The organism is Prochlorococcus sp. MIT 0603 (assembly GCF_000760215.1).
Taxonomy (GTDB): Bacteria; Cyanobacteriota; Cyanobacteriia; order PCC-6307; family Cyanobiaceae; genus Prochlorococcus_E.
In genome coordinates this window covers 388116-407696 of the sequence record NZ_JNAW01000002.1, presented here as the reverse complement: position 1 = coordinate 407696, position 19581 = coordinate 388116, and the positions used below count along the sequence as shown (strand labels likewise).

General features: G+C 38.0%; 22 protein-coding genes. 6 read left to right on the top strand and 16 right to left on the bottom strand.

What is annotated here, in order from left to right; all coding sequences use genetic code 11:
• The first annotated feature begins 48 nt into the window (after nucleotides 1–48).
• Complete coding sequence (locus EV07_RS03970) at nucleotides 49–1116, top strand: class I fructose-bisphosphate aldolase (RefSeq protein WP_036918209.1); 1068 nt, start codon at nucleotides 49–51, stop codon at nucleotides 1114–1116.
• A 150-nt stretch (nucleotides 1117–1266) separates the two neighbouring features.
• Nucleotides 1267–2340, top strand: a complete 1074-nt coding sequence (gene fba, locus EV07_RS03965) for a class II fructose-bisphosphate aldolase (RefSeq protein ID WP_036918207.1) — start codon at nucleotides 1267–1269, stop codon at nucleotides 2338–2340.
• Nucleotides 2341–2401: 61 nt separating this feature from the next.
• On the opposite strand, the gene purQ is transcribed toward fba, so the two are convergent.
• The 5 genes from purQ to EV07_RS03945 form a co-directional block, all read right to left on the bottom strand.
• Nucleotides 2402–3055, bottom strand: a complete 654-nt coding sequence (gene purQ, locus EV07_RS03960) for a phosphoribosylformylglycinamidine synthase subunit PurQ (RefSeq protein ID WP_036917519.1) — start codon at nucleotides 3053–3055, stop codon at nucleotides 2402–2404.
• A 12-nt stretch (nucleotides 3056–3067) separates the two neighbouring features.
• On the bottom strand, nucleotides 3068–3340 hold the full coding sequence (gene purS / locus EV07_RS03955; protein ID WP_052043914.1) for a phosphoribosylformylglycinamidine synthase subunit PurS: 273 nt from the start codon (nucleotides 3338–3340) through the stop codon (nucleotides 3068–3070).
• Nucleotides 3341–3421: 81 nt separating this feature from the next.
• Nucleotides 3422–3601, bottom strand: a complete 180-nt coding sequence (locus EV07_RS09380) for a hypothetical protein (protein WP_072013318.1) — start codon at nucleotides 3599–3601, stop codon at nucleotides 3422–3424.
• 115 nt (nucleotides 3602–3716) lie between these two features.
• On the bottom strand, nucleotides 3717–4817 hold the full coding sequence (locus EV07_RS03950) for a GTP-binding protein (RefSeq protein ID WP_036918200.1): 1101 nt from the start codon (nucleotides 4815–4817) through the stop codon (nucleotides 3717–3719).
• Nucleotides 4818–4840: 23 nt separating this feature from the next.
• Complete coding sequence (locus tag EV07_RS03945; RefSeq protein ID WP_036917517.1) at nucleotides 4841–5353, bottom strand: pentapeptide repeat-containing protein; 513 nt, start codon at nucleotides 5351–5353, stop codon at nucleotides 4841–4843.
• 69 nt (nucleotides 5354–5422) lie between these two features.
• Here EV07_RS03945 and EV07_RS03940 point away from each other — a divergent pair, with 69 nt between their 5' ends.
• The 3 genes from EV07_RS03940 to ilvD are packed head-to-tail and all read left to right on the top strand — an operon-like array spanning nucleotide 5423 to nucleotide 8078.
• Complete coding sequence (locus EV07_RS03940) at nucleotides 5423–6031, top strand: uracil phosphoribosyltransferase (RefSeq protein WP_036918199.1); 609 nt, start codon at nucleotides 5423–5425, stop codon at nucleotides 6029–6031.
• A 34-nt stretch (nucleotides 6032–6065) separates the two neighbouring features.
• Nucleotides 6066–6365, top strand: a complete 300-nt coding sequence (locus tag EV07_RS03935) for a hypothetical protein (RefSeq protein ID WP_036917513.1) — start codon at nucleotides 6066–6068, stop codon at nucleotides 6363–6365.
• Between the two features lie 39 nt (nucleotides 6366–6404).
• The gene (gene ilvD / locus EV07_RS03930) at nucleotides 6405–8078 is read left to right on the top strand and encodes a dihydroxy-acid dehydratase (protein ID WP_036918196.1); all 1674 of its coding nucleotides are present in this window, start codon (nucleotides 6405–6407) and stop codon (nucleotides 8076–8078) included.
• Between the two features lie 6 nt (nucleotides 8079–8084).
• Here ilvD and EV07_RS03925 read toward each other — a convergent pair whose 3' ends face one another.
• The 7 genes from EV07_RS03925 to glpX form a co-directional block, all read right to left on the bottom strand.
• Nucleotides 8085–8450: a hypothetical protein gene (locus EV07_RS03925; protein ID WP_036917510.1), complete on the bottom strand. Its 366-nt coding sequence runs from the start codon at nucleotides 8448–8450 to the stop codon at nucleotides 8085–8087.
• Between the two features lie 19 nt (nucleotides 8451–8469).
• Nucleotides 8470–9024: a CIA30 family protein gene (locus tag EV07_RS03920; RefSeq protein ID WP_052043863.1), complete on the bottom strand. Its 555-nt coding sequence runs from the start codon at nucleotides 9022–9024 to the stop codon at nucleotides 8470–8472.
• Between the two features lie 71 nt (nucleotides 9025–9095).
• Nucleotides 9096–9812 (bottom strand): 6-phosphogluconolactonase, encoded by a 717-nt coding sequence (gene pgl / locus EV07_RS03915; protein WP_036918190.1) that lies wholly within the window; start codon nucleotides 9810–9812, stop codon nucleotides 9096–9098.
• Nucleotides 9813–9816: 4 nt separating this feature from the next.
• A complete protein-coding gene (gene gndA / locus EV07_RS03910; protein ID WP_036917507.1) occupies nucleotides 9817–11235 on the bottom strand; it encodes an NADP-dependent phosphogluconate dehydrogenase in 1419 nt (472 codons plus the stop codon).
• Between the two features lie 159 nt (nucleotides 11236–11394).
• A complete protein-coding gene (locus EV07_RS03905) occupies nucleotides 11395–12690 on the bottom strand; it encodes a glucose-1-phosphate adenylyltransferase (RefSeq protein WP_036917506.1) in 1296 nt (431 codons plus the stop codon).
• A gap of 113 nt (nucleotides 12691–12803) precedes the next feature.
• The gene (locus EV07_RS03900) at nucleotides 12804–14114 is read right to left on the bottom strand and encodes a glutamyl-tRNA reductase (protein ID WP_036917504.1); all 1311 of its coding nucleotides are present in this window, start codon (nucleotides 14112–14114) and stop codon (nucleotides 12804–12806) included.
• A gap of 33 nt (nucleotides 14115–14147) precedes the next feature.
• On the bottom strand, nucleotides 14148–15152 hold the full coding sequence (gene glpX / locus EV07_RS03895) for a class II fructose-bisphosphatase (RefSeq protein WP_036917502.1): 1005 nt from the start codon (nucleotides 15150–15152) through the stop codon (nucleotides 14148–14150).
• A gap of 203 nt (nucleotides 15153–15355) precedes the next feature.
• On the opposite strand from glpX, the gene rpe reads away from it, so the two are divergent.
• On the top strand, nucleotides 15356–16099 hold the full coding sequence (rpe, locus tag EV07_RS03890) for a ribulose-phosphate 3-epimerase (protein WP_036918189.1): 744 nt from the start codon (nucleotides 15356–15358) through the stop codon (nucleotides 16097–16099).
• 14 nt (nucleotides 16100–16113) lie between these two features.
• On the opposite strand, the gene ccsB is transcribed toward rpe, so the two are convergent.
• From ccsB to EV07_RS03870, 4 genes are all read right to left on the bottom strand, one after another.
• Complete coding sequence (gene ccsB / locus EV07_RS03885) at nucleotides 16114–17049, bottom strand: c-type cytochrome biogenesis protein CcsB (protein WP_036917500.1); 936 nt, start codon at nucleotides 17047–17049, stop codon at nucleotides 16114–16116.
• 36 nt (nucleotides 17050–17085) lie between these two features.
• Nucleotides 17086–18228, bottom strand: a complete 1143-nt coding sequence (locus tag EV07_RS03880) for an LptF/LptG family permease (protein ID WP_241433991.1) — start codon at nucleotides 18226–18228, stop codon at nucleotides 17086–17088.
• A 65-nt stretch (nucleotides 18229–18293) separates the two neighbouring features.
• Nucleotides 18294–19022 carry an LPS export ABC transporter ATP-binding protein gene (gene lptB / locus EV07_RS03875; RefSeq protein ID WP_036917497.1) on the bottom strand — a complete coding sequence of 243 codons (729 nt, stop codon included), beginning with the start codon at nucleotides 19020–19022 and terminating at the stop codon, nucleotides 18294–18296.
• Nucleotides 19023–19205: 183 nt separating this feature from the next.
• Nucleotides 19206–19574, bottom strand: a complete 369-nt coding sequence (locus EV07_RS03870) for a DUF309 domain-containing protein (protein ID WP_036917494.1) — start codon at nucleotides 19572–19574, stop codon at nucleotides 19206–19208.
• Between the last annotated feature and the right edge of the window lie 7 nt (nucleotides 19575–19581).

Genomic DNA, 19581 nt, shown 5'->3' with positions numbered 1-19581 from the left:
GTAGACCATCATCTGAAAAAATTTATTCAACTTTTTTCGTTAAAAATCATGCCGCTTACTTATTACAAGGAAGAGTTAAAAAAGACTGCTAGCTCTCTAGCAAAATCAGGAAAAGGAATTCTAGCTGTAGATGAATCAACGAAAACTATAGGTAAAAGGCTTGCCTCTATAGGTATTGAAAATACAGAACAAAACAGACAGGCCTATAGGGGAATGTTGTTTACCGCTAAAGGCCTAGGAGAATATATAAGTGGAGCAATTCTTTTTGAAGAAACACTTTTTCAAAACCATTCAGATGGCGAATCAATGGTTAAGAAACTCGAGAAACTTGGAATCATTCCAGGGATAAAAGTAGATAAAGGCTTAAGACCACTTGCAGGAGCAAAAGACGTAGAAACTTTTTGTTCTGGATTAGATGGTCTAGTAGAAAGAGCCTCAGATTATTACGCACAAGGTGCTCGTTTTGCTAAATGGAGAGCTGTACTGCAAATAACAGCTGATGGTTGTCCATCAAAATTGTCATTAAAGGAAAATGCTTGGGGCTTGGCTAGATATGCAAGATCTGTCCAAGAGTCAGGATTGGTTCCAATAATTGAGCCTGAGATATTAATGGATGGCTCTCATGGAATAAATCAAACTGCCTCTGTGCAAGAAGAAGTCATAAAAGAAGTTTATATTGCTTGCCAAGACAATGGCGTCTACCTAGAAGGGACATTATTGAAGCCTTCTATGACTGTTCAAGGAGCTGAATGCAGTGAAAAAGCAGATCCGCAAAAGGTTGCGGAAATTACAATTAGGACTATGGAGAGATCTGTTCCGGCTGCAGTACCAGGAATTGTTTTTCTTTCAGGAGGACTAAGCGAGGAAGCTGCATCAGTTTATTTGAATTTAATGAATAAAATAGTAAGAAAAGCTAATTGGAATGTTGGATTCTCTTATGGACGTGCTCTGCAACATTCATGCCTCAAGGCATGGAAGGGAGTAGATATCGCTAAAGGGCAAGCAGCATTATTAGCACGTGCTCAGGCCAATTCAGAAGCCTCAAAAGGCTGCTATGTCAGTGGATCTCAGCCTTCCTCAGATGAGCAATTATTCGTTGCTGGATATAAATACTGATTTTTTTTACAGAATCAAAAAATAACTTTTACACAAAAAAGGATTTTTTGTCGCTAAATTACGTGACATTTCATACCTTTATCTTCTAAAGTCCTGGTCCTTTGGCCCAGGACTTTTTTCTTGGGTTCACATGATATTACCGAGAAACCAATGGCACTTGTCCCACTAAGACTCCTTCTTGACCATGCAGCTGAGAATAGCTATGGCATACCAGCCTTCAATGTAAATAATCTCGAGCAAGTCCAGGCAATAATGGAAGCTGCTTCAGAAACTGATAGCCCAGTTATTCTTCAGGCTTCAAGAGGTGCACGTAGCTACGCAGGAGAGATTTTCCTACGTCATTTAATCATTGCCGCAACAGAAACATATCCGAACATCCCTGTAGTAATGCATCAGGATCATGGGAATGATCCATCAACATGTTATTCCGCTGCTATCAATGGGTTTACCTCAGTAATGATGGATGGCTCCCTAGAGGCTGACGCCAAAACTCCATCAAGTTACGAATATAACGTTGCCGTAACAAAAAAGGTTGTTGATTTCGCTCATTCAGTAGGGGTAAGTGTAGAAGGTGAATTGGGATGTTTAGGATCACTAGAGACAGGCAAAGGAGAAGCAGAAGACGGTCATGGGTTCGAAGGTGAACTCTCAAAAGACATGCTCTTAACAGACCCTGCGGAAGCATCTGATTTTGTTGAAAAAACTAAAGTAGATGCTCTTGCTATTGCTATTGGAACAAGTCACGGGGCCTATAAATTCACACGAAAGCCAACTGGTGAAGTGCTTGCTATTAGTCGAATTGCAGAAATTCATAAGGCCATACCAAACACTCATCTTGTAATGCATGGATCAAGCTCTGTCCCTCAAGAATGGCTAGACATGATTAATAAATACGGAGGAGCAATACCTGAGACATACGGAGTGCCTGTAGAAGAAATACAAGAAGGGATACGTAACGGAGTGCGCAAAGTAAATATCGACACTGACAATCGGCTGGCATTTACTGCTGCTGTAAGGGAAGCTGCAGCTGCTGATCCAACCAACTTTGATCCAAGACATTTTAATAAACCAGCACGGAAATACATGAAACAAGTTTGTCTTGATAGATATCAACAATTCTGGTGTGCTGGCCAAGCAAGTAAGATCAAACAAGAAAGTACAAATTACTATTCTGGTCTATATGCAAAAGGGAGTTTAGATCCTAAAAGCACTGTGAGGGTATAAGTAAGTCTAAAATAATGCAACTAAAAACCTTTAATTAGATTTTCTAGTTGCATTATTAGCTCTAATCCAACAAAGCCTGTAAGATATATCTTCCATCAAGTCTATCTAAAGATTTGTCAGCTGCGCGCTCAGGATGAGGCATCATTCCTAATACATTTCCTTGCTTATTTGTTATGCCAGCGATATCATTTATAGATCCATTTGGATTATTTTTATATCTTATTGCTATAGAATCATCGTCCTCTAACTTCTTGAGCGTGTCATCACTACATTGATAACGCCCTTCTCCATGCGCTATAGGGAGAAGAAAATCCTCTTTAGATTGATACTTCTCGAACCATTTAGTTCTTTGACTAGAAATTAATAAAGGAACTGTATCGCAAATAAAATGCAAGTCCTTGTTCCTAGTTAAAGCTCCTGGCAGCAAACCCAGCTCTGTAAGTATTTGGAACCCATTACATATTCCAAGTACCTTGCCACCTTTATTAACAAATTCAATCAATGAAGAAAGAACAGGGGCAAATCTAGCTATTGCTCCACATCTTAAATAATCTCCATAACTAAACCCTCCAGGAAGTACAACAGCATCTATCCCATCCAAATCGGTTGATTCATGCCAAAGGAAACGTGAAGACATTCCAAGACAACCTTCTGTAGCCCAATAAACATCTCTATCGCAATTTGAGCCAGGGAAAACAACAATACCAATAGTCATTGTTTTATCAGTTTAAATATTAGGGACTGAATCAGAAGGATTGAGTTCTAAATCCCAATCCTCGATTACAGGGTTAGCCAATAATTTATCGCTAAGTTCAGCAATTTGTAGTCTTGCTTCTTCCATATCAGAAGCTTCTACATCAATATCTATAGATTTCCCTATCCTTAATCTTGTGACACCTTTGATTCCAAGTTTTATTGCAGCCGATTTAGCAGCTTCCCCAGCTGGATCTAAAACTGAAGATCTAAGCTGAACAGTGACCTTTGCTTTGAAAACTGGCACTTTCTGATTGAAATTAATTAAGGTTAGTCCTAAAACAAGGATAATCAACACCTTGGGTATTGATTATCCTTGTTTTGGGTATTACTTAGATGTCTGAGGGGTTAAGCCTCTGCCAAGACAGTTAAGACATGTGTGATAGCAATTTGGCGTGCTTTTCATATAGCCATTTCCCCCACACTGCTCACATACATTTACTTCTAGCGTCCTTGACGAAAGAGAAGGGGATCCTTGTTCATGATTTTTAGCTACTGAAGAACTCACTTAAGAGAATGCAAATAAATAAGAGCTAAAATGAAAACTTCTTTCATTTCATATAACATTGCCTATTTTAATAGATCAAACAACCAAAAAGTCATATAAGTTTCTATTTTATTTATTAAGAAAATCTATTAGCGAAAAGTATAGATATCTTCTCTTCCAAGTCTTCATTAAGACTTAAGATAACAAGTTCAACTCCACCTCCTCCATTTGGTCTCCAAACATTGTCAGGTGCTTTTTCAAACCATGTAGAAATTCTTGGCCCAACCATTTGGACTTGAAGTGGCAAAGCCTTTTTTGGGAGCCAGAGTCTTCCCTTTAATCTGAGGATTTCATGCTTTTTTGATAGGGATAATAGAAAATCTTCTATTTCAGACTGAACAATATTTAGTTCCATTTTAATAGAGCAACTAAAAGCCTCAACATGGTCATGGTCATGGTCATGGTCATGGTCATGGTCATGGTCATGGTCATGGTCATGGTCATGGTCATGGTCATGGTCATGGTGATCTAAATTACCTTTATTTTGATTTTCATTTCGTACCCCCAGAATCAAAGGAGGATCAATTTGACCATTGGCTACAGGGATAACAGATGTACCATCATTTAAATACTTGAAAATATTTTGTTTAAGCTTGGTAATTGCATTGTGATCTATCAAATCTGATCTGGTTAATAAAACAATATCAGCAGAAGAAAGCTGATCCTCAAAAAGCTCTTGGATAGGAGTTAAATGATCAAGACTTTCATCCTCTAATCTTTGTTTTTCTAACGCTTTCATGTCTCCTACGGGACTTCCAAGAGACAAAGCCTCACTATCAACCAAAGTCACAACAGCGTTAACGAATACCTTAGAGCGAATTTGAGGCCATTCAATCGCCTGAATCAAAGGTTTTGGCAATGCCAACCCACTTGTTTCTATAACAATTCCATCTAATAAGTCTGCTCGTATAAGTAATTTCTCAATCGTAGGAAGGAAGTCATCTTGCACAGTGCAACACAGACAGCCATTATTTAATTCAACTAACCTACCTTCAATTCCCTCATCATCACAAAAACCACAACCGCGAATAAGATCACCGTCTAATCCAACACTTCCAAATTCATTAACCATGACAGCCAAACGTTGTTGACTGTTCTTTAAAAGATGTCTTAAGAGTGTAGTCTTCCCTGCTCCAAGGAAACCAGTGATGATAGTAACTGGTAAACGTTTAGGCATAACAAAATCAAATCTTCTTTTGATCAACAACCAAGACTATAAGTAGTATCTATACCAGTAGAAGAGTTAGTTCCACTAGCCATTGAACAAAGTTGTTTTTGCTGGATTCTACTTAAAACAGCATCTGTAAAATCAGTGCCCTCAATTAATGTATTCTCAAAATTACTTTCCATGAGCAAAGCATTGGTGAGATTAGCATCTGATAAATCAGAGTCTTCAAAATCACTTGCGTACGCCAATGCATCCTGCAGATTAGCTCCATGCAAATCAGCTCCATTTAATTTGCTGTTATTAAATACAGCTCCCTTTAAGTCAGAGCCACTAAAATCAATTCCTTTTAAATCAAATTTAACAAATTCATACCCACTTAAATCCATTTCATGCATGTCCTTAGAAATCTTCAAATCATCCTGATTTCTAATTTCAGGTGGCCTCTTTGCCCAAACTTCAGGCGCTCCTATAACAACAGTCAGAACAAAAAGAAGTATTGCGAAAAAAATCTGAAAACGAGATAAAAGAGAAAGATTTTTAGTCATAGAAGATAATTAAAGTTAAAAACAGTAGTTTGTTTATTCACGTTATTGCAAATAACAGGAAAAAGTCTTATGGCGATGACACTACATGTTGTAATTCCACCCCATCCACTAATTGGCCATTGGTTATCAATCCTTAGAATTGACTCGAGTCCTTCTGCCATCTATGCAACTGCATTAGAACAATTAGGGAAATGGCTTACATATGAAGCCTTAAGAGATTGGCTGCCAAATTCAAAGAAAGAAATTACAACTAATCAAGGTAAAACAGAGGGTATTTTAGTAGAAACATCTATTCCTTTACTTGTTATTCCCAATTTGCCTTGTGGATTGCAAATGTGGCAAGGGGCAAGAGAGATGCTGCCAAATGCAAAGATATGTCTAGGGGATGTCCCAAAAAATATTGAAAAAAAGTCTGGAATTATTATTTTTTGTGACCAAATAGATTCTGGGGAAAATCTCATAAAGACAATCAAAGCTCTTAAAGAACAAAATGTTGAATCACAACGTATAAGAGTTATAACTTGTCTTGCTTCTAATAAGGGTTTAAACAACCTTGGAGAATGCTTTCCAGATCTCACAATCTACTCATCATGCATTGACTCAATGCTATCTCCGAAAGGTGAAATCATACCTGGAATAGGAAATCCATCACTACGACTTAATACAATAATCACTTGATCGCATTAGTATTAAAGCAGGAAGTTTTTTTTCTATGGATCCATATCGTGAGTCAAGTGCAAGCAGCTTAGGGTCTCTTATAAGCGGGGCAATTTTAGGAGCAGCTGGTCTTGCTTGGTGGCTTTTTTCTGAAGCTGAAAGGAGACAACAAACTAGGAAACAAAAAGCAATGCTATATGCTCCACGCATTCAAGATGGCTCAGAAGCATTCGATAGTTCATCAACATCTATAGATAATCAAAAGGAAGAAAAACTAGAAGATCGCGTTGAGAAATTAAATGCAGCTATTGCAGATGTAAGAAAACAGCTCGAAGAGCTAGGAGAAAATGAATGAATCAACGCAATTAATACTAAATTCCTTCTTAAATAAATGATGCTTAGATCTAGTGCCATAACACAAGGTGTACAAAGATCACCTAATAGAGCAATGCTTAGAGCAGTCGGGTTTAATGATGGTGATTTCAATAAACCAATAATAGGACTTGCTAACGGCTATAGCACCATTACTCCCTGCAACATTGGTTTAAATGAATTAGCAAAAAAAGCTGAGAAGGCAATAAAAGATGGCGGTGCAATGCCTCAAATATTTGGAACAATAACTGTGAGCGATGGTATCTCTATGGGCACAGAAGGAATGAAGTATTCCTTAGTTTCTAGAGAAGTAATAGCAGACTCTATTGAGACAGCTTGTAATGCTCAAAGTATGGACGGTGTTCTTGCAATAGGAGGATGCGATAAAAACATGCCTGGTGCAATGATTGCTATGGCAAGAATGAATATTCCAGCAATATTTGTTTATGGCGGAACAATTAAGCCAGGAAAACTTAATGGTGATGATTTAACTGTTGTAAGTGCTTTTGAGGCAGTCGGGCAATTAACCAGTGGGAAAATTACAAAAGAAAAGTTAATAGAAGTTGAAAAGCACTGCATTCCTGGAGCAGGTAGTTGCGGCGGCATGTTTACTGCAAACACAATGTCTGCAGCAATTGAAGCAATGGGACTAAGCTTGCCTTACAGTTCAACAATGGCAGCGGAAGACGAAGAAAAATTAATAAGCACCGAAAAAAGTGCAGAAGCACTTGTAAATGCAATCAAAAAAGACATTCGTCCCCTGGATCTATTAACTAAACAAGCTTTTGAGAATGCAATCAGTGTGGTGATGGCAGTAGGTGGATCAACGAATGCTGTCCTTCATCTGCTAGCAATTGCTCGTTCAGCTGGAATTCAGCTTTCTATCGACGATTTTGAAACAATCAGACAAAAGGTACCTGTATTGTGTGATTTAAAGCCAAGTGGCAAATATGTAACTGTCGATCTACATCAGGCGGGCGGAATACCTCAGGTAATGAAAATCCTTCTAAATGCTGGCCTGATTCATGGCAACTGTAGAACTATAGAAGACAAGACAATTAAAGAGATACTCAATGACATACCTGCCATCCCTCCACCAAATCAAGATGTTATTAAACCAATAAGCTCTCCTATATATAAGAAAGGTCATTTAGCAATCCTCAAAGGGAATATTGCTATTGAAGGCAGTGTTGCCAAAATCAGTGGTATAAAAGAACCCGTGCTTACAGGCCCAGCAAAAATCTTTGAAAGTGAAGAAGATTGTTTGGCCGCAATTCTTAATAAAGAAATTATTGCAGGAGATGTTGTTGTAATCAGAAACGAAGGGCCTGTTGGTGGTCCTGGCATGAGAGAAATGCTTGCACCAACATCAGCAATTGTCGGTCAAGGACTGGGTGAAAAAGTTGCTTTAATAACAGATGGTCGTTTCAGTGGAGGAACCTACGGCTTAGTAGTAGGACATGTTGCTCCCGAGGCCGCCATAGGTGGCAATATTGCATTAATTCAAAATGGCGACAGTGTCACAGTAGATGCAAATAAAAAGCTTATTCAACTAAACATTGACGACAAAGAACTCGCCAATAGGAAAAAGAGATGGGTTAAGCCTAAAGCCAAATACACATCAGGAATCCTTGGCAAATATGCTCGTTTAGTTAGCAGTTCAAGCAAAGGCGCTGTAACTGATCAATTGCAATAATAGACTTCACTCTATTAATAAGGATGACCTAAGTCTTCTTGCCAATGCTTCCAAAGAAGAGCCTCCATCTGGAGCATGAGACCTCATACCGCTGATTGAATCCATCCAAATTGAATGCTTTCCATGCCAAAGGATTGGCTTATCAGGAAAAGCCGCCCAAGACAAGGTAATGCTTAAATCATTGCCACTTTTGAAGATCTCAACTTCCAGATCATGTTCTGGATAACGCTGCCCTTCGACACTCCTACTTTCCACCCTCAAGGTCAAATCCATAGCCTCAGGTGTTGTTTTATATATCGAATCACAAGAGATATCAATAACAGAATGCCTCCAGGGCTTTAGACAATAATCACATGCCTGGGCAATTTCCATTAACAAATTTTGACCCGGTTCAGGAGTATGCACTTATAGAACGAAGGAGTATACGAAAAGGGCCAGGAGAAAACCCCTGATTCAGGTTGCCATTTGTACCAAACCTTGAATGTAGAAGTTGAAATTGAGTTATACAATGAGGTTTAAATTGCAATGGAAAAGGCAGCTGTCTTGCCCTTATTGTTGGCGAGAAGGCGGAAAATGGGACTTGAACATTAGTAGTACCTAAATTATCCGTTTCAACCTCAGCGACCCATCTAACGCGCCCTGAAATAAATTCTGTTAATCGGCTAAAAGAGTCAGAACATAAGAGAGCTATCTTCAAAGTTCTTCCTTGTCCATCAACATCAATTTGCAAACCTAGATAATGTGAAATGTCTAACGGTGGCGAGATCAATGGGGAGCGGCAACTGACAAAACCACCATTCTCCTCAATTAAATTTCCTTCCAAGGAAAGTCCAATTGGAGTTAGCTTGCATACGGCCTGACTAGAGCCACCCATAATTGTGTCATTTATTGTATTCCAATTTTTAAAATCATCAAAGCTAGTAATTGAAAAGTTTTCAGTAGACATTTTAATAGTCTCCTTATTGAAATTTTAAAAGTTAATAATTGACCAAACCTAATCTCATTAATAACTTTAGATCATATTAATAAACCCGCTGCTGCATCATCAACCAATAAAGAGACTTCAGACTTTGGTTGCACCAGCCTTGCAGGAGTTCGCTCATATGATTCGTTAGGGTCTAACAAACGCTTTAATGCTATTTGTTTTGAAACCCCACTTACTAGAAAAATAACTTTGGAGGCTGCACTGAGCACTTCAGCCGTAAGACTTATTCGCTCTTGACCTTTACCTCTACCAACAGTTGCAAGAGTATTTTTAACATTCAAAGAATCAGTTCCTGGGAATAATGAAGCGGTGTGACCATCTTCTCCAAGCCCAAGAAGAATCAAATCAAAACATGGGAAATCATTCTTAAAAACTTGCCTTATAAGATTAGAGAATTCGTGAGCACTTCTTTCTGGCGAATCAAATTCAGTAGTAGGGACTGGATGAAAAGAAGCCTTTGATCCACTATCAGACGCTAGCAATGTTTGACGTAGCATCAAAGCATTACTTGTCTCATCATCATGCGAGACCCATCTCTCATCTCCCAAAAAAACATCGACACGATGCCAAGGGAGATCTGTTGAACTCAACAGCTTATAAGCCTTCCTCGGTGTTGAACCTCCTGAAAGAGCAATTTTAAATCGATCCTTGAACTTTAGAACAGATTTAATATGACCACTGATTACATCAGAAGCTGACTTGGCCAACGTGTCTTGGTCTATTGACCTTTCTACATTGAAAGAAACCATAGAATTATTCAACCCAATCTGTATGGAAAGAACCTTCCTTATCAATACGTTCATATGTATGTGAGCCAAAACAGTCCCGCATAGCTTGTACTAAGTTCTGGGGTAAGCGAGAAGTTCTATAACTATTTATATAATCAAGCGTGCTACTAAAACATGGGACCGGTACGCCAGCCTGTGCGGCAATAGAGACTACTTTCGTAAGACCTGGCAATCTTCTGGAAACTTGGTCACTGAACCAAGGATCTAATAACAAGTTAGGTAATTCAGAGTCAGCAATAAAAGCATCTTGTATTCGTCTCAAAAGAGTAGATCGTATTATGCAACCGCCTTTCCAAATCTGAGCAATGGAAGGGATCTGAAGACTATAACTATATTCTTCAGATGCCAAGCGCAAAATTTCTATGCCTTGTGCATAACTTGCAATAGTCGACAAAACTACTGCGTCCATAATCGGAGACATGCCGTCTGATGGTGAACCTAAATCAAAGCTTTTTACAATTGGAGAGCCCAAAATAATTTCACCATTTTCTCTTTGAGATTTAATGGAACTCATAACTCTTGCATTAAGGGATGCATAAATAGTCGGAACAGCTGCACCTAATTCCAGTGCACTTATAACAGTCCATAAGCCAGTACCTTTCTGACCAGCCTTATCTATTATCTTCTCAACCAAGTCAGACCCATCTTCTGGGTCTTTAGTTTTCAAACAAATCTCAGTGATTTCAACAAGGTAAGAAGAAAGTTCCTCACTGCGATTCCATAAACCAAAAACCTTAGAAATTTCATCGCAATTAATCCGTGACACTCTTTTCATTAGGTCATAACTTTCAGCCAATATTTGTTCAATTCCATATTCAATTCCATTATGTACAGTCTTAACAAAATGTCCTGATCCACCTGGCCCCATATAAGCAACACAGGGTCCATCTTCTACTTGTGCTGCCATTTTAGTCAACAACTTTTCTATAGCCTCATAAGAAGCTTTTGTGCCACCAGGCATCATACTTGGACCTTCCAAGGCACCTTTTGATCCACCAGAAACACCCATTCCGATATAGCCAAAACTTTTACTCTCTAATTCAGCAACTCTTCTTTCTGTGTCAGAAAACAAAGAGTTACCACCGTCTATCAAAAGGTCACCCTTCTCCAAAAAAGGAGAGATTTGCTGAATAACAGCATCAGTCGCAGCACCTGCTTTGACCATCATCAAAATCCTTCTTGGTCGCTCTAATTTGTTTACAAAATCCTTTAAATCAATTGCTCCTGCAATTGATTTGGAAGCGCCTCTACCTTTCAGGAAAGCTTCTGTTTTTGAATAAGTACGGTTATAAACAACGCTAGAAAAGCCATTCCTTTCTGCATTAAGTACGAGATTCTCTCCCATAACTCCAAGACCAATCAACCCAAAATGTGCCTTGGCCATATAAAAGTTGTTTCTTAACTTTGACAAGTGTGACGAAAGGTTTTCAAATTTGCTGCCTTTTTATAAGGAATGTCAGGAATAAACCATCCTCATCCATTCAAAGAAATTAATTAATAGAAAATATTCTTAGAAGAAAACGTTCTTACCTTATAAAGAAATTCAAATAATAGTTCCATCAGTAATACTTGCATTCTTTACAACAACAACAATTCCATTACGTATGTAAAAGCCTTGATCAGATCTATCTGCTTCTTCAACATTATCTTTATTGATTATTGTGACATTATCCCCAATACGCGTGTTCTTATCCAAAATCGCACGTTTAACAGTTGTTCCTTTTCCAACGCCAAGAGGTATGCCACCTCCTTTCCTTAAAGCGTCTCTTTCTTCTCCTGACTCATAAAAATCAGATCCCATTACGAGGGAATCCTGCAAAACAACATCAGTCTCAATTCTACTTCTAACACCTAAAACACAATGATGAATGCTGCACGATTTAAGAATAGATCCTTCTCCAACAATAGAATCGGTTATTTGAGCATCAACTAATTTAGATGGTGGCAAGTACCTTGCACGAGTATAAATAGGGAATTTCTCATCATAAAAACTAAAAGGAGGTTTAGGTTGCTGAGTTAAAGCCAAGTTTGATTCGTAGAAAGCCCCAATAGTTCCAATATCTTCCCAATAATCATCAAAAACATAACTCTTAAGAACATCACCTCTGTTTAATGCTTCTGGTATAACTTCCTTGCCAAAGTCTTTATGAGAGGGGTGTTTATTAAGAAGATCAAACAAAGTAGCCCTACTAAAAACATATATGCCCATTGAAGCCAAGTATGGCCTATCTTTTGCAGATTCTTTGCTAAGGCCAAAACGAGAAGTATCTACGGCCATTGCCTTAAGAGCTTCACCACTAGGCTTCTCTTTGAACTCTTTAATATTTCCATCACGATCAGTACGCATTAATCCAAACCCTTCAGCTTGCATAGAATCCACAGGAAGGGCAGCAACAGTCAAATCAGCTCCAGTTTCACGATGATGGTTTACAAACAAGCTGTAATCCATTCTATAAAGTTGATCCCCTGACAAAATCAAGTATTCATCAACATCCCATTCCTGGAATAACCACTGATATTTTCTTACAGCATCTGCTGTCCCCTCAAACCATGATGGACTTTCAGGAGTCTGTTGAGCAGCCAATACTTCAACAAAACCCTGAGCGAAAGGAGAACTTAAGTTATAAGTTTGTGCTAAGTGCCTATTAAGTGAAGCAGAATTAAACTGAGTTAAAACGTACATCTTGGTGATGTTCGAATTAATACAGTTACTTATGGGGATATCTATCAAACGATATTTACCTGCTAAAGGAACTGCAGGCTTAGCTCTCATTTTTGTTAAGGGATATAGGCGTGACCCTTTTCCTCCTCCAAGAATGATGGCCAGTACTCTCTTCATGCCGACCTGAAAAACAGACTTTGCAAACCTACTTGAAGATGGTTACAAAAACTCACTAAATAGACAGTTAACTCAAGGGATGCAGAAACTAAGCTTCTCATAAAGAAAAAATACTATTGATCTTTCTCTGAAACACCAAGATTAAAAAGGGCTTCAACTAACTTCAGGGCTTCTTTCCTTTGAGAGCTTGACTGAGGTGCTCTTAAATTTGTTACAGGAGTATGAAGGATCTTATTAATAATGCCTTTGCTTAATGCTTCAACAACCTTCCTTTCCCTAGCAGAAAAATCTGGTCCCATACGACTTAAAGCTTTCTGCAATTCTTCCTTTCGTATTGATTCCAAACCAGATCTTAAGCGGTTGATTGTTGGTACTGCCTCTAAACTCGCCCACCATTCCAAGAAGATTCTTGCCTCATCATTAATCAAAGCCTCTGCCTCAAGAGCCATTTGCTGACGAGCATCCTGATTTCGGGCAACTACTTCTTGCAAATCATCTACATCATGAGCCTCAAAGCCATCAAGCTCAGAAACATCAGATGAAATATTCCTTGGGACACCAATATCAATTAATCGCAAAACTTTTTTTCTTTTGAATTTCCTTAGAAGATCAGCATTAATAATTGGTGATTCAGATGCTGTACTAGTAAAAACCAAAGTTGATAACTGAAGTGAATTCTCTAGGTCATCTAAAAGCGAGCATGTAACTTCTAATTCAGGGAAGTCAGAAGCAAGTGATTGCGCTCTCTTTAAAGTTCTATTTAAAAGGGTCAATTTAGAGCATCCTTTAGACTGAAGGTGTTGCAAGAGAAGTCGACTCATCCTCCCTGCACCAATTACTGTGACTTTCTCAGATTCCAGAGTGATCAACTGATCTTTTCCCAATGATTGCCCTAACTTAAGTTGAGCCAGTTCAACAGCTGCTGAGCTAATAGATACTGCACCTGTACCTAAATTCGTTTCAGAACGAACCCTTTTCCCAGTACTAACAGCTTGAGTAAGTAAACGATTAAAAATAGGTCCTATAGATTGATGCTCTTGCCCTAAACGAACCATCTTTTTTACTTGAGAAAGTATTTGTCCTTCGCCCAAAACTAAGCTATCTAATCCACCTGAAACTCTCATTAAATGATTTACAGCTTCTGATTGATTAAAGTTAAATAAATGAGGGTACAACTTATTCTGACTTAAGCCAGAATGCTTAGTTAGGAATTCCTTTATTGCAGAAATCCCTAACTCTTGATTCTTAACTAAGGCATATATTTCAAGTCTATTGCAAGTACTAAGAATAGCCACTTCAAGAACTTGTTCCTTTGATTTTAATGATTCAAAAGATCCTTTTATATGCTCATCAGAAATACTGAGTTTTTCTCGGACTTCAACAGGTGCTGTCCGATGACTAAGACCGACAACAGCAATGTTCATAAGTCAATTCTGCAAATAACAATTAAATGATTTTCAATGCAAGGCAATACTCTTTGCACCATCTTTAATGTGAACTGTATTAGTAAACCTCGCTGTATCATCAAGAGTACTTATGACAAGACTACTTGTTCTAGTACAGTCTTTTTCAAACTTGACTCCATTAAATAAAAGTCCATCGGTAATTCCACTACCTGCAAAAACAACATTATCACCTGAAGCAAGTTCATTAGCTTCGTAGATCCTGTCGATATCTGTAATTCCCATTTCATTAAGCCTAGAAATATTGCCTTCTTTTGTATAATCAGCCCACTCACTTGTCATTGCAATAGCAGGATCATAGACCAATTGCCCTTGAAAATGACCACCAAGTGCTCTCATCGCAGCAGCTGAAATAACGCCTTCAGGCGCTGCTCCAATGCCCATAAGACAATGTGTACCTGTGCCAGCAAAGCCACATGCAATTGCTGCTTGAACGTCTCCATCTGAAATCGGCTGAACACGTGCACCTGTAGATCGAATTTCAGCAATTAAATCTTTATGCCTAGCCCTATCCATTACCACGATTGTTAATTCACTAATAGCCATACCTAGAGTGTGACTAAGAATATTGATATTTTCAGTAGCAGACTTGCGGATATCTACTTTCCCTTTAGCAGCAGGTGGGGCTGCAAGCTTCTTCATATAAAAGTCGGGGGCATTAAACAAACCACCTCTATCTGAAGCAGCCAGAACAGCCATTGAGCCCCGTTGATTATTAGCGCAAAGGTTAGTGCCCTCACATGGATCTACAGCAAAGTCAACACCAGGGCCCGAACCACTTCCAACCTCTTCACCGATATAAAGCATTGGGGCCTCATCTCTCTCTCCTTCCCCGATAACTATCCTCCCCTGCATCTGAATTGTCCCCATTCTTTTTCGCATAGCCTCGACTGCTGCTGCATCAGCTTCATCTTTTTTTCCCAAACCTGTTAGTTCGGCAGAAGCTATAGCTGCCTGTTCGACAACTTCGAGAATTTCCTGAATTAGAGTGCGATCCACTTTTGAAACTTGTTGAGAAGAAATAAAAGACGGGTAAAAAATAACCCATAACCGGAGAACTATAAATGATCAAAGAAAAATTCTGACCAAAAATATGCCGTGTTACTTTTTTGTCTAAGAGAAAAGAAGTTTATCAGTGTGAGGAGATACCTTTAGCGTTGTATGTTCAATCAATAGAATCTATGACAATCAACTTAAAAGTGATGAGTTCAACAAGTACAGCTGCACATCGACAAATACAGATCATTCCATCTGTTTTACCTGCTGATTGGGCAAACATGGGGCAATGCGTAAAAGACCTTGAGAGCGCAGGAGTTGATCGAATTCAATTCGATGTAATGGATGGGAATTTTGTACCAAATTTAACCTTTGGTCCAGAAATGATCTCAGCATGCAGAAAGTACTGCAATGTCCCATTTGAGACACAACTCATGGTCAGTCAATATAACTGCGAGACAATGCTTGAGGCTTATGTAAATGCAAGTAAAGGACCAAATAACGAGCCTGGTGTTGTTATTGCTCATGTCGAAGCAAACGTTCACCTACATCGAATACTAGGAAGAATCCGTCAACTAGGGGGGTCTCCATCTGTTGCACTAAACCCCCATACCCCAATGGAAATGGTTAAAGACGTATTAGATATGGTTGATCATGTACTAGTTATGACGGTTAACCCTGGCTTTGGTGGTCAAGCTTATATCCCAACAATGATTAACAAAATAAAGGATCTTAGAAAAATAATTATTGAGAATAACTATGACATTGACATTGAAGTAGATGGGGGAATTAAAGCAGATTGGACAATTTCTCAATGTTGCGCGGCTGGTGCCAATTGCTTTATTGCAGGTAGTGGAATGTTTGCATATCCATCCCTAAAAGAAGGCTGTGATGCACTTAGGAAAGTTGCTAAAGATGCCCAGAATGGCAATACTTTAGAAAAGAGTTAAATATATTTATTCTGCTATAGAAACCATCCATAGCTATGCAGACCAATTCCAAGAAGATTTACACCTATATAACATATAAGTATTATAAAAAAACCAAAAATAGCAATAACAGCAGGTCTTCTACCCTGCCAACCTCTGCTTAATCTTGTATGAAGATATGCTGCATAAACAAGCCATGAAATCAAAGCCCATGTTTCTTTAGGATCCCAACTCCACCAACTTCCCCATGCCTGATTTGCCCAAACAGCTCCACTTATTAACCCAAAAGTCAGAAGCAAAAAACCAAGAGATATTACTCTATAACTTAGATTGTCAATTTGTTCAGATTGAGAGAAAACAATTGGGCTAATATTTTCAACACTTTCAATTAAAGTATTATTTTGATTTCCATCACGTAAAGCACCTATCCCCATTGAATTGCCTCTTAGCTGAAGACCCCTCCCATCATTTGTAATTAAAACTGCAAATGAAAGTAAAGAACCTAGAATTAATGCAGCATAACTACACATAATGACAGTTACATGCATAATCAGCCAACTTGATTTGAGTGCAGGTACTAAAGGTGATGCAACCTGAAGCTCATCAGGCAAAGCAAAACTAGCGAAAGCAATTGTTAATAGAGAAATAGGCGTAAGAATGCCCTGAATTAAAGGAGAGGGTAGTATTCGTTCAATCAAAAGTTGGGTCAGTGTAAATCCCCATACTAGAAAGCATAAGGATTCATAAAGATTACTTATGGGGAAGTGTCCGGACTGCCACCATCTGAGAATTAACTGTGCTGTTAAAACAAAGTTGGCTATAGAAACAAATAAACGAATAACAGGAGAGCTTATTTTTTCTCCAATGTTCCATAAAGCTATTGGTAAAGATATTAAAAGCAATAAAAAAGCTAAGGAACCCAATGCTATTACTGGATCCGAAAGATATGATTCAAAAAACAATAAACTCATGAAGCTCAGAATGTGTAATAAGAAATAGCTCTATAACTAAACACTTGCTTTATTTAGTAAATAAAGCCCCCCTGATATGGAAATAACTATTGGAGACCAAGCCCCTACAACAGGGCTTATTGTCCCAGCAATACCTAAAGAGCTAAAAGAAAAACTTAATATGTAATACAAAAGAATTAAAATTATACTTAAAGCAAATCCTTGGCTTTGACTTGCTTTTGCATTTGACCTACATGCTAGTGAACCTCCTATTAAACTAAAGACTATGCAAGCCATCGGTAATGTAAATTTCTCCTGAATACGAACTTTCATTCGCCTGGCTTCTTTAACATTTCCTGATAATCTATATAATTCCTCAGCTTTATAAGCATCCGATAAAGTCATGTAATTAGCATCCTTTGGTATTTCCGCTATTTTATTTGGGCCAGAGTCCAAAGGATAAACATAATTCTCAAAACTAATAGAAGTAGAACCACCATTAGGAGACATAGTAAGTATTTTACCATCCTCAAATTCCCAATTACCATCAGAATTATTCCAGAAAGCCTTCCTTGCTACTAACATTTGCTTATAACCCAACCTAGAAAGATCCAAAACAGTTACATCAATCATTTGGCCATTCTGAAACTCCTTTGCATAAAATAAATGTGTCATTCCTTCAATTGAATTATTAGAAACAGGGTCAACGATCTTGCCAAAACGGGAATACATAATGTCATTAACAAAATCCGAATGAATAGAAACTCCGAGACCTTTTCGGAGAGTTGCTTGAGCATTTTTATTGGCTGAAGGGACAATTAAATCATTAAATAGAAAAGTTATTCCCGTCATCAATATTCCAAGAGCTAATGCAGAAGCAATTATTCTCTTTGTTGATATACCAATACTTTTTAACGCCTTAATCTCACTATTAGAAGAAAGCCTACTATATGTAAGTAAAGTAGACATTAGGATTGCCATTGGAAAAGATATTACAAGAAAGCTAGGCAACTTGAGAAGAAAGACTTGGGCAGCAAATTTTAATGACAGACCTGATTCTACTATTTTTCTAACCAAATCAAGCATTACGCCTACTGATAAAGATACGACCGTAAAAGCAGATATTGCGAAAAAGAAAGGTGGCAACAATTCCTTAATCAGCCACCTATCAAGCAATGGTATTAATCTCCATTTAGACAAAATAAAATTCGAGATTGTTTTCCAAAAAGAAAAGCCAAAATTATATTTATAAGTGTTAGTCTTAATCAAAGTTTAAATCCCTCTCCTAAGTAATGAGTCTTTACTAAAGGATTATTTGAAATTTGAGAGGAAGTACCAGAAGCAAGTATCCTTCCATCACTAAGAATATAAGAACGATCTGTAATTGCCAATGTCTCCCGAACATTGTGATCAGTAATAAGAATACCCATTCCCCCCATACGTAATTTTTGTATAAGATTCTGCAAATCAACGACTGCCATAGGATCAACACCCGCAAAAGGTTCGTCAAGAAGCAAAAACTTTGGTCCTTTGCGTCCTAAGGCTAGAGCTCTTGCGACTTCACAACGTCTCCTTTCTCCACCAGAAAGCTTATAGCCAGATCGATCTATGAAGTTGGTTAAATTGAATTCATTAATTATTTGTTCCCTACGCATTCGACGATGCAAGCGATTTGGAAAGCTTTGGGAAAGCGCGATGTCAAGGTTTTCCTTTACAGAAAGATTTCTAAAAACACTAGCCTCTTGGGGAAGATATCCAATTCCCAAACGAGCCCTATAAGTCATAGACAATCCTGTGACTTCACGATCATCCAAAAGCACACGTCCAGAGTCAGGAGACAATTGGCCAATAGATAAATTAAAGGTAGTAGTCTTACCAGCTCCGTTAGGCCCCAAAAGCCCTACAACTTCTCCAGGTTTGACCTGCAAAGAAATTTCTGAAGCGAGCACCTTTCCTTGCAGAGCTAATGAAACATGGTCAAGAACAAGGCTCATAAAAGGAGATTGGAACTATTGTTTTTACGATCCTATATATAAATGCCATAGTTTTGAACCTAGTAAAGATCAAAGTAGAAATAAATTCAACAAAGTTCAAAATATATTAGATCAAACTAATTATTTAAAGCAGAACTAAAAATGACTTAATATAGATTGGAATAGTTAAATAACTAATAGATATTAAATTATTCTTTTAATAAGTTTAGGCTCAGAACATTTCTCTAGCATCTCACCCTCTTGCAATAATTTAAGTCTTTTCTCAACAACATTCATCAGGCTTTTCATATCTAATCCTAAATCATGTGCTTTGTTATTTTTTAAACGTCCAAAAGCTTCTCCATATAGGATTGTTGCTCCAGAAAGATTCTCATTTGAGAGATGAATTTGAGCAACCGCTATTTGTAAAATAGCCTGTACTGTTATTCTTTCAAAGCCAAGTGTATTATGCCATATGTCCTCGAATGCATCATGGGCTATATACCAGTCTTGATTATTAAACAAATCTACAGCATGTTGAAATTCAAGATCATCATCTGAAAATCTCTTCATTTACAGA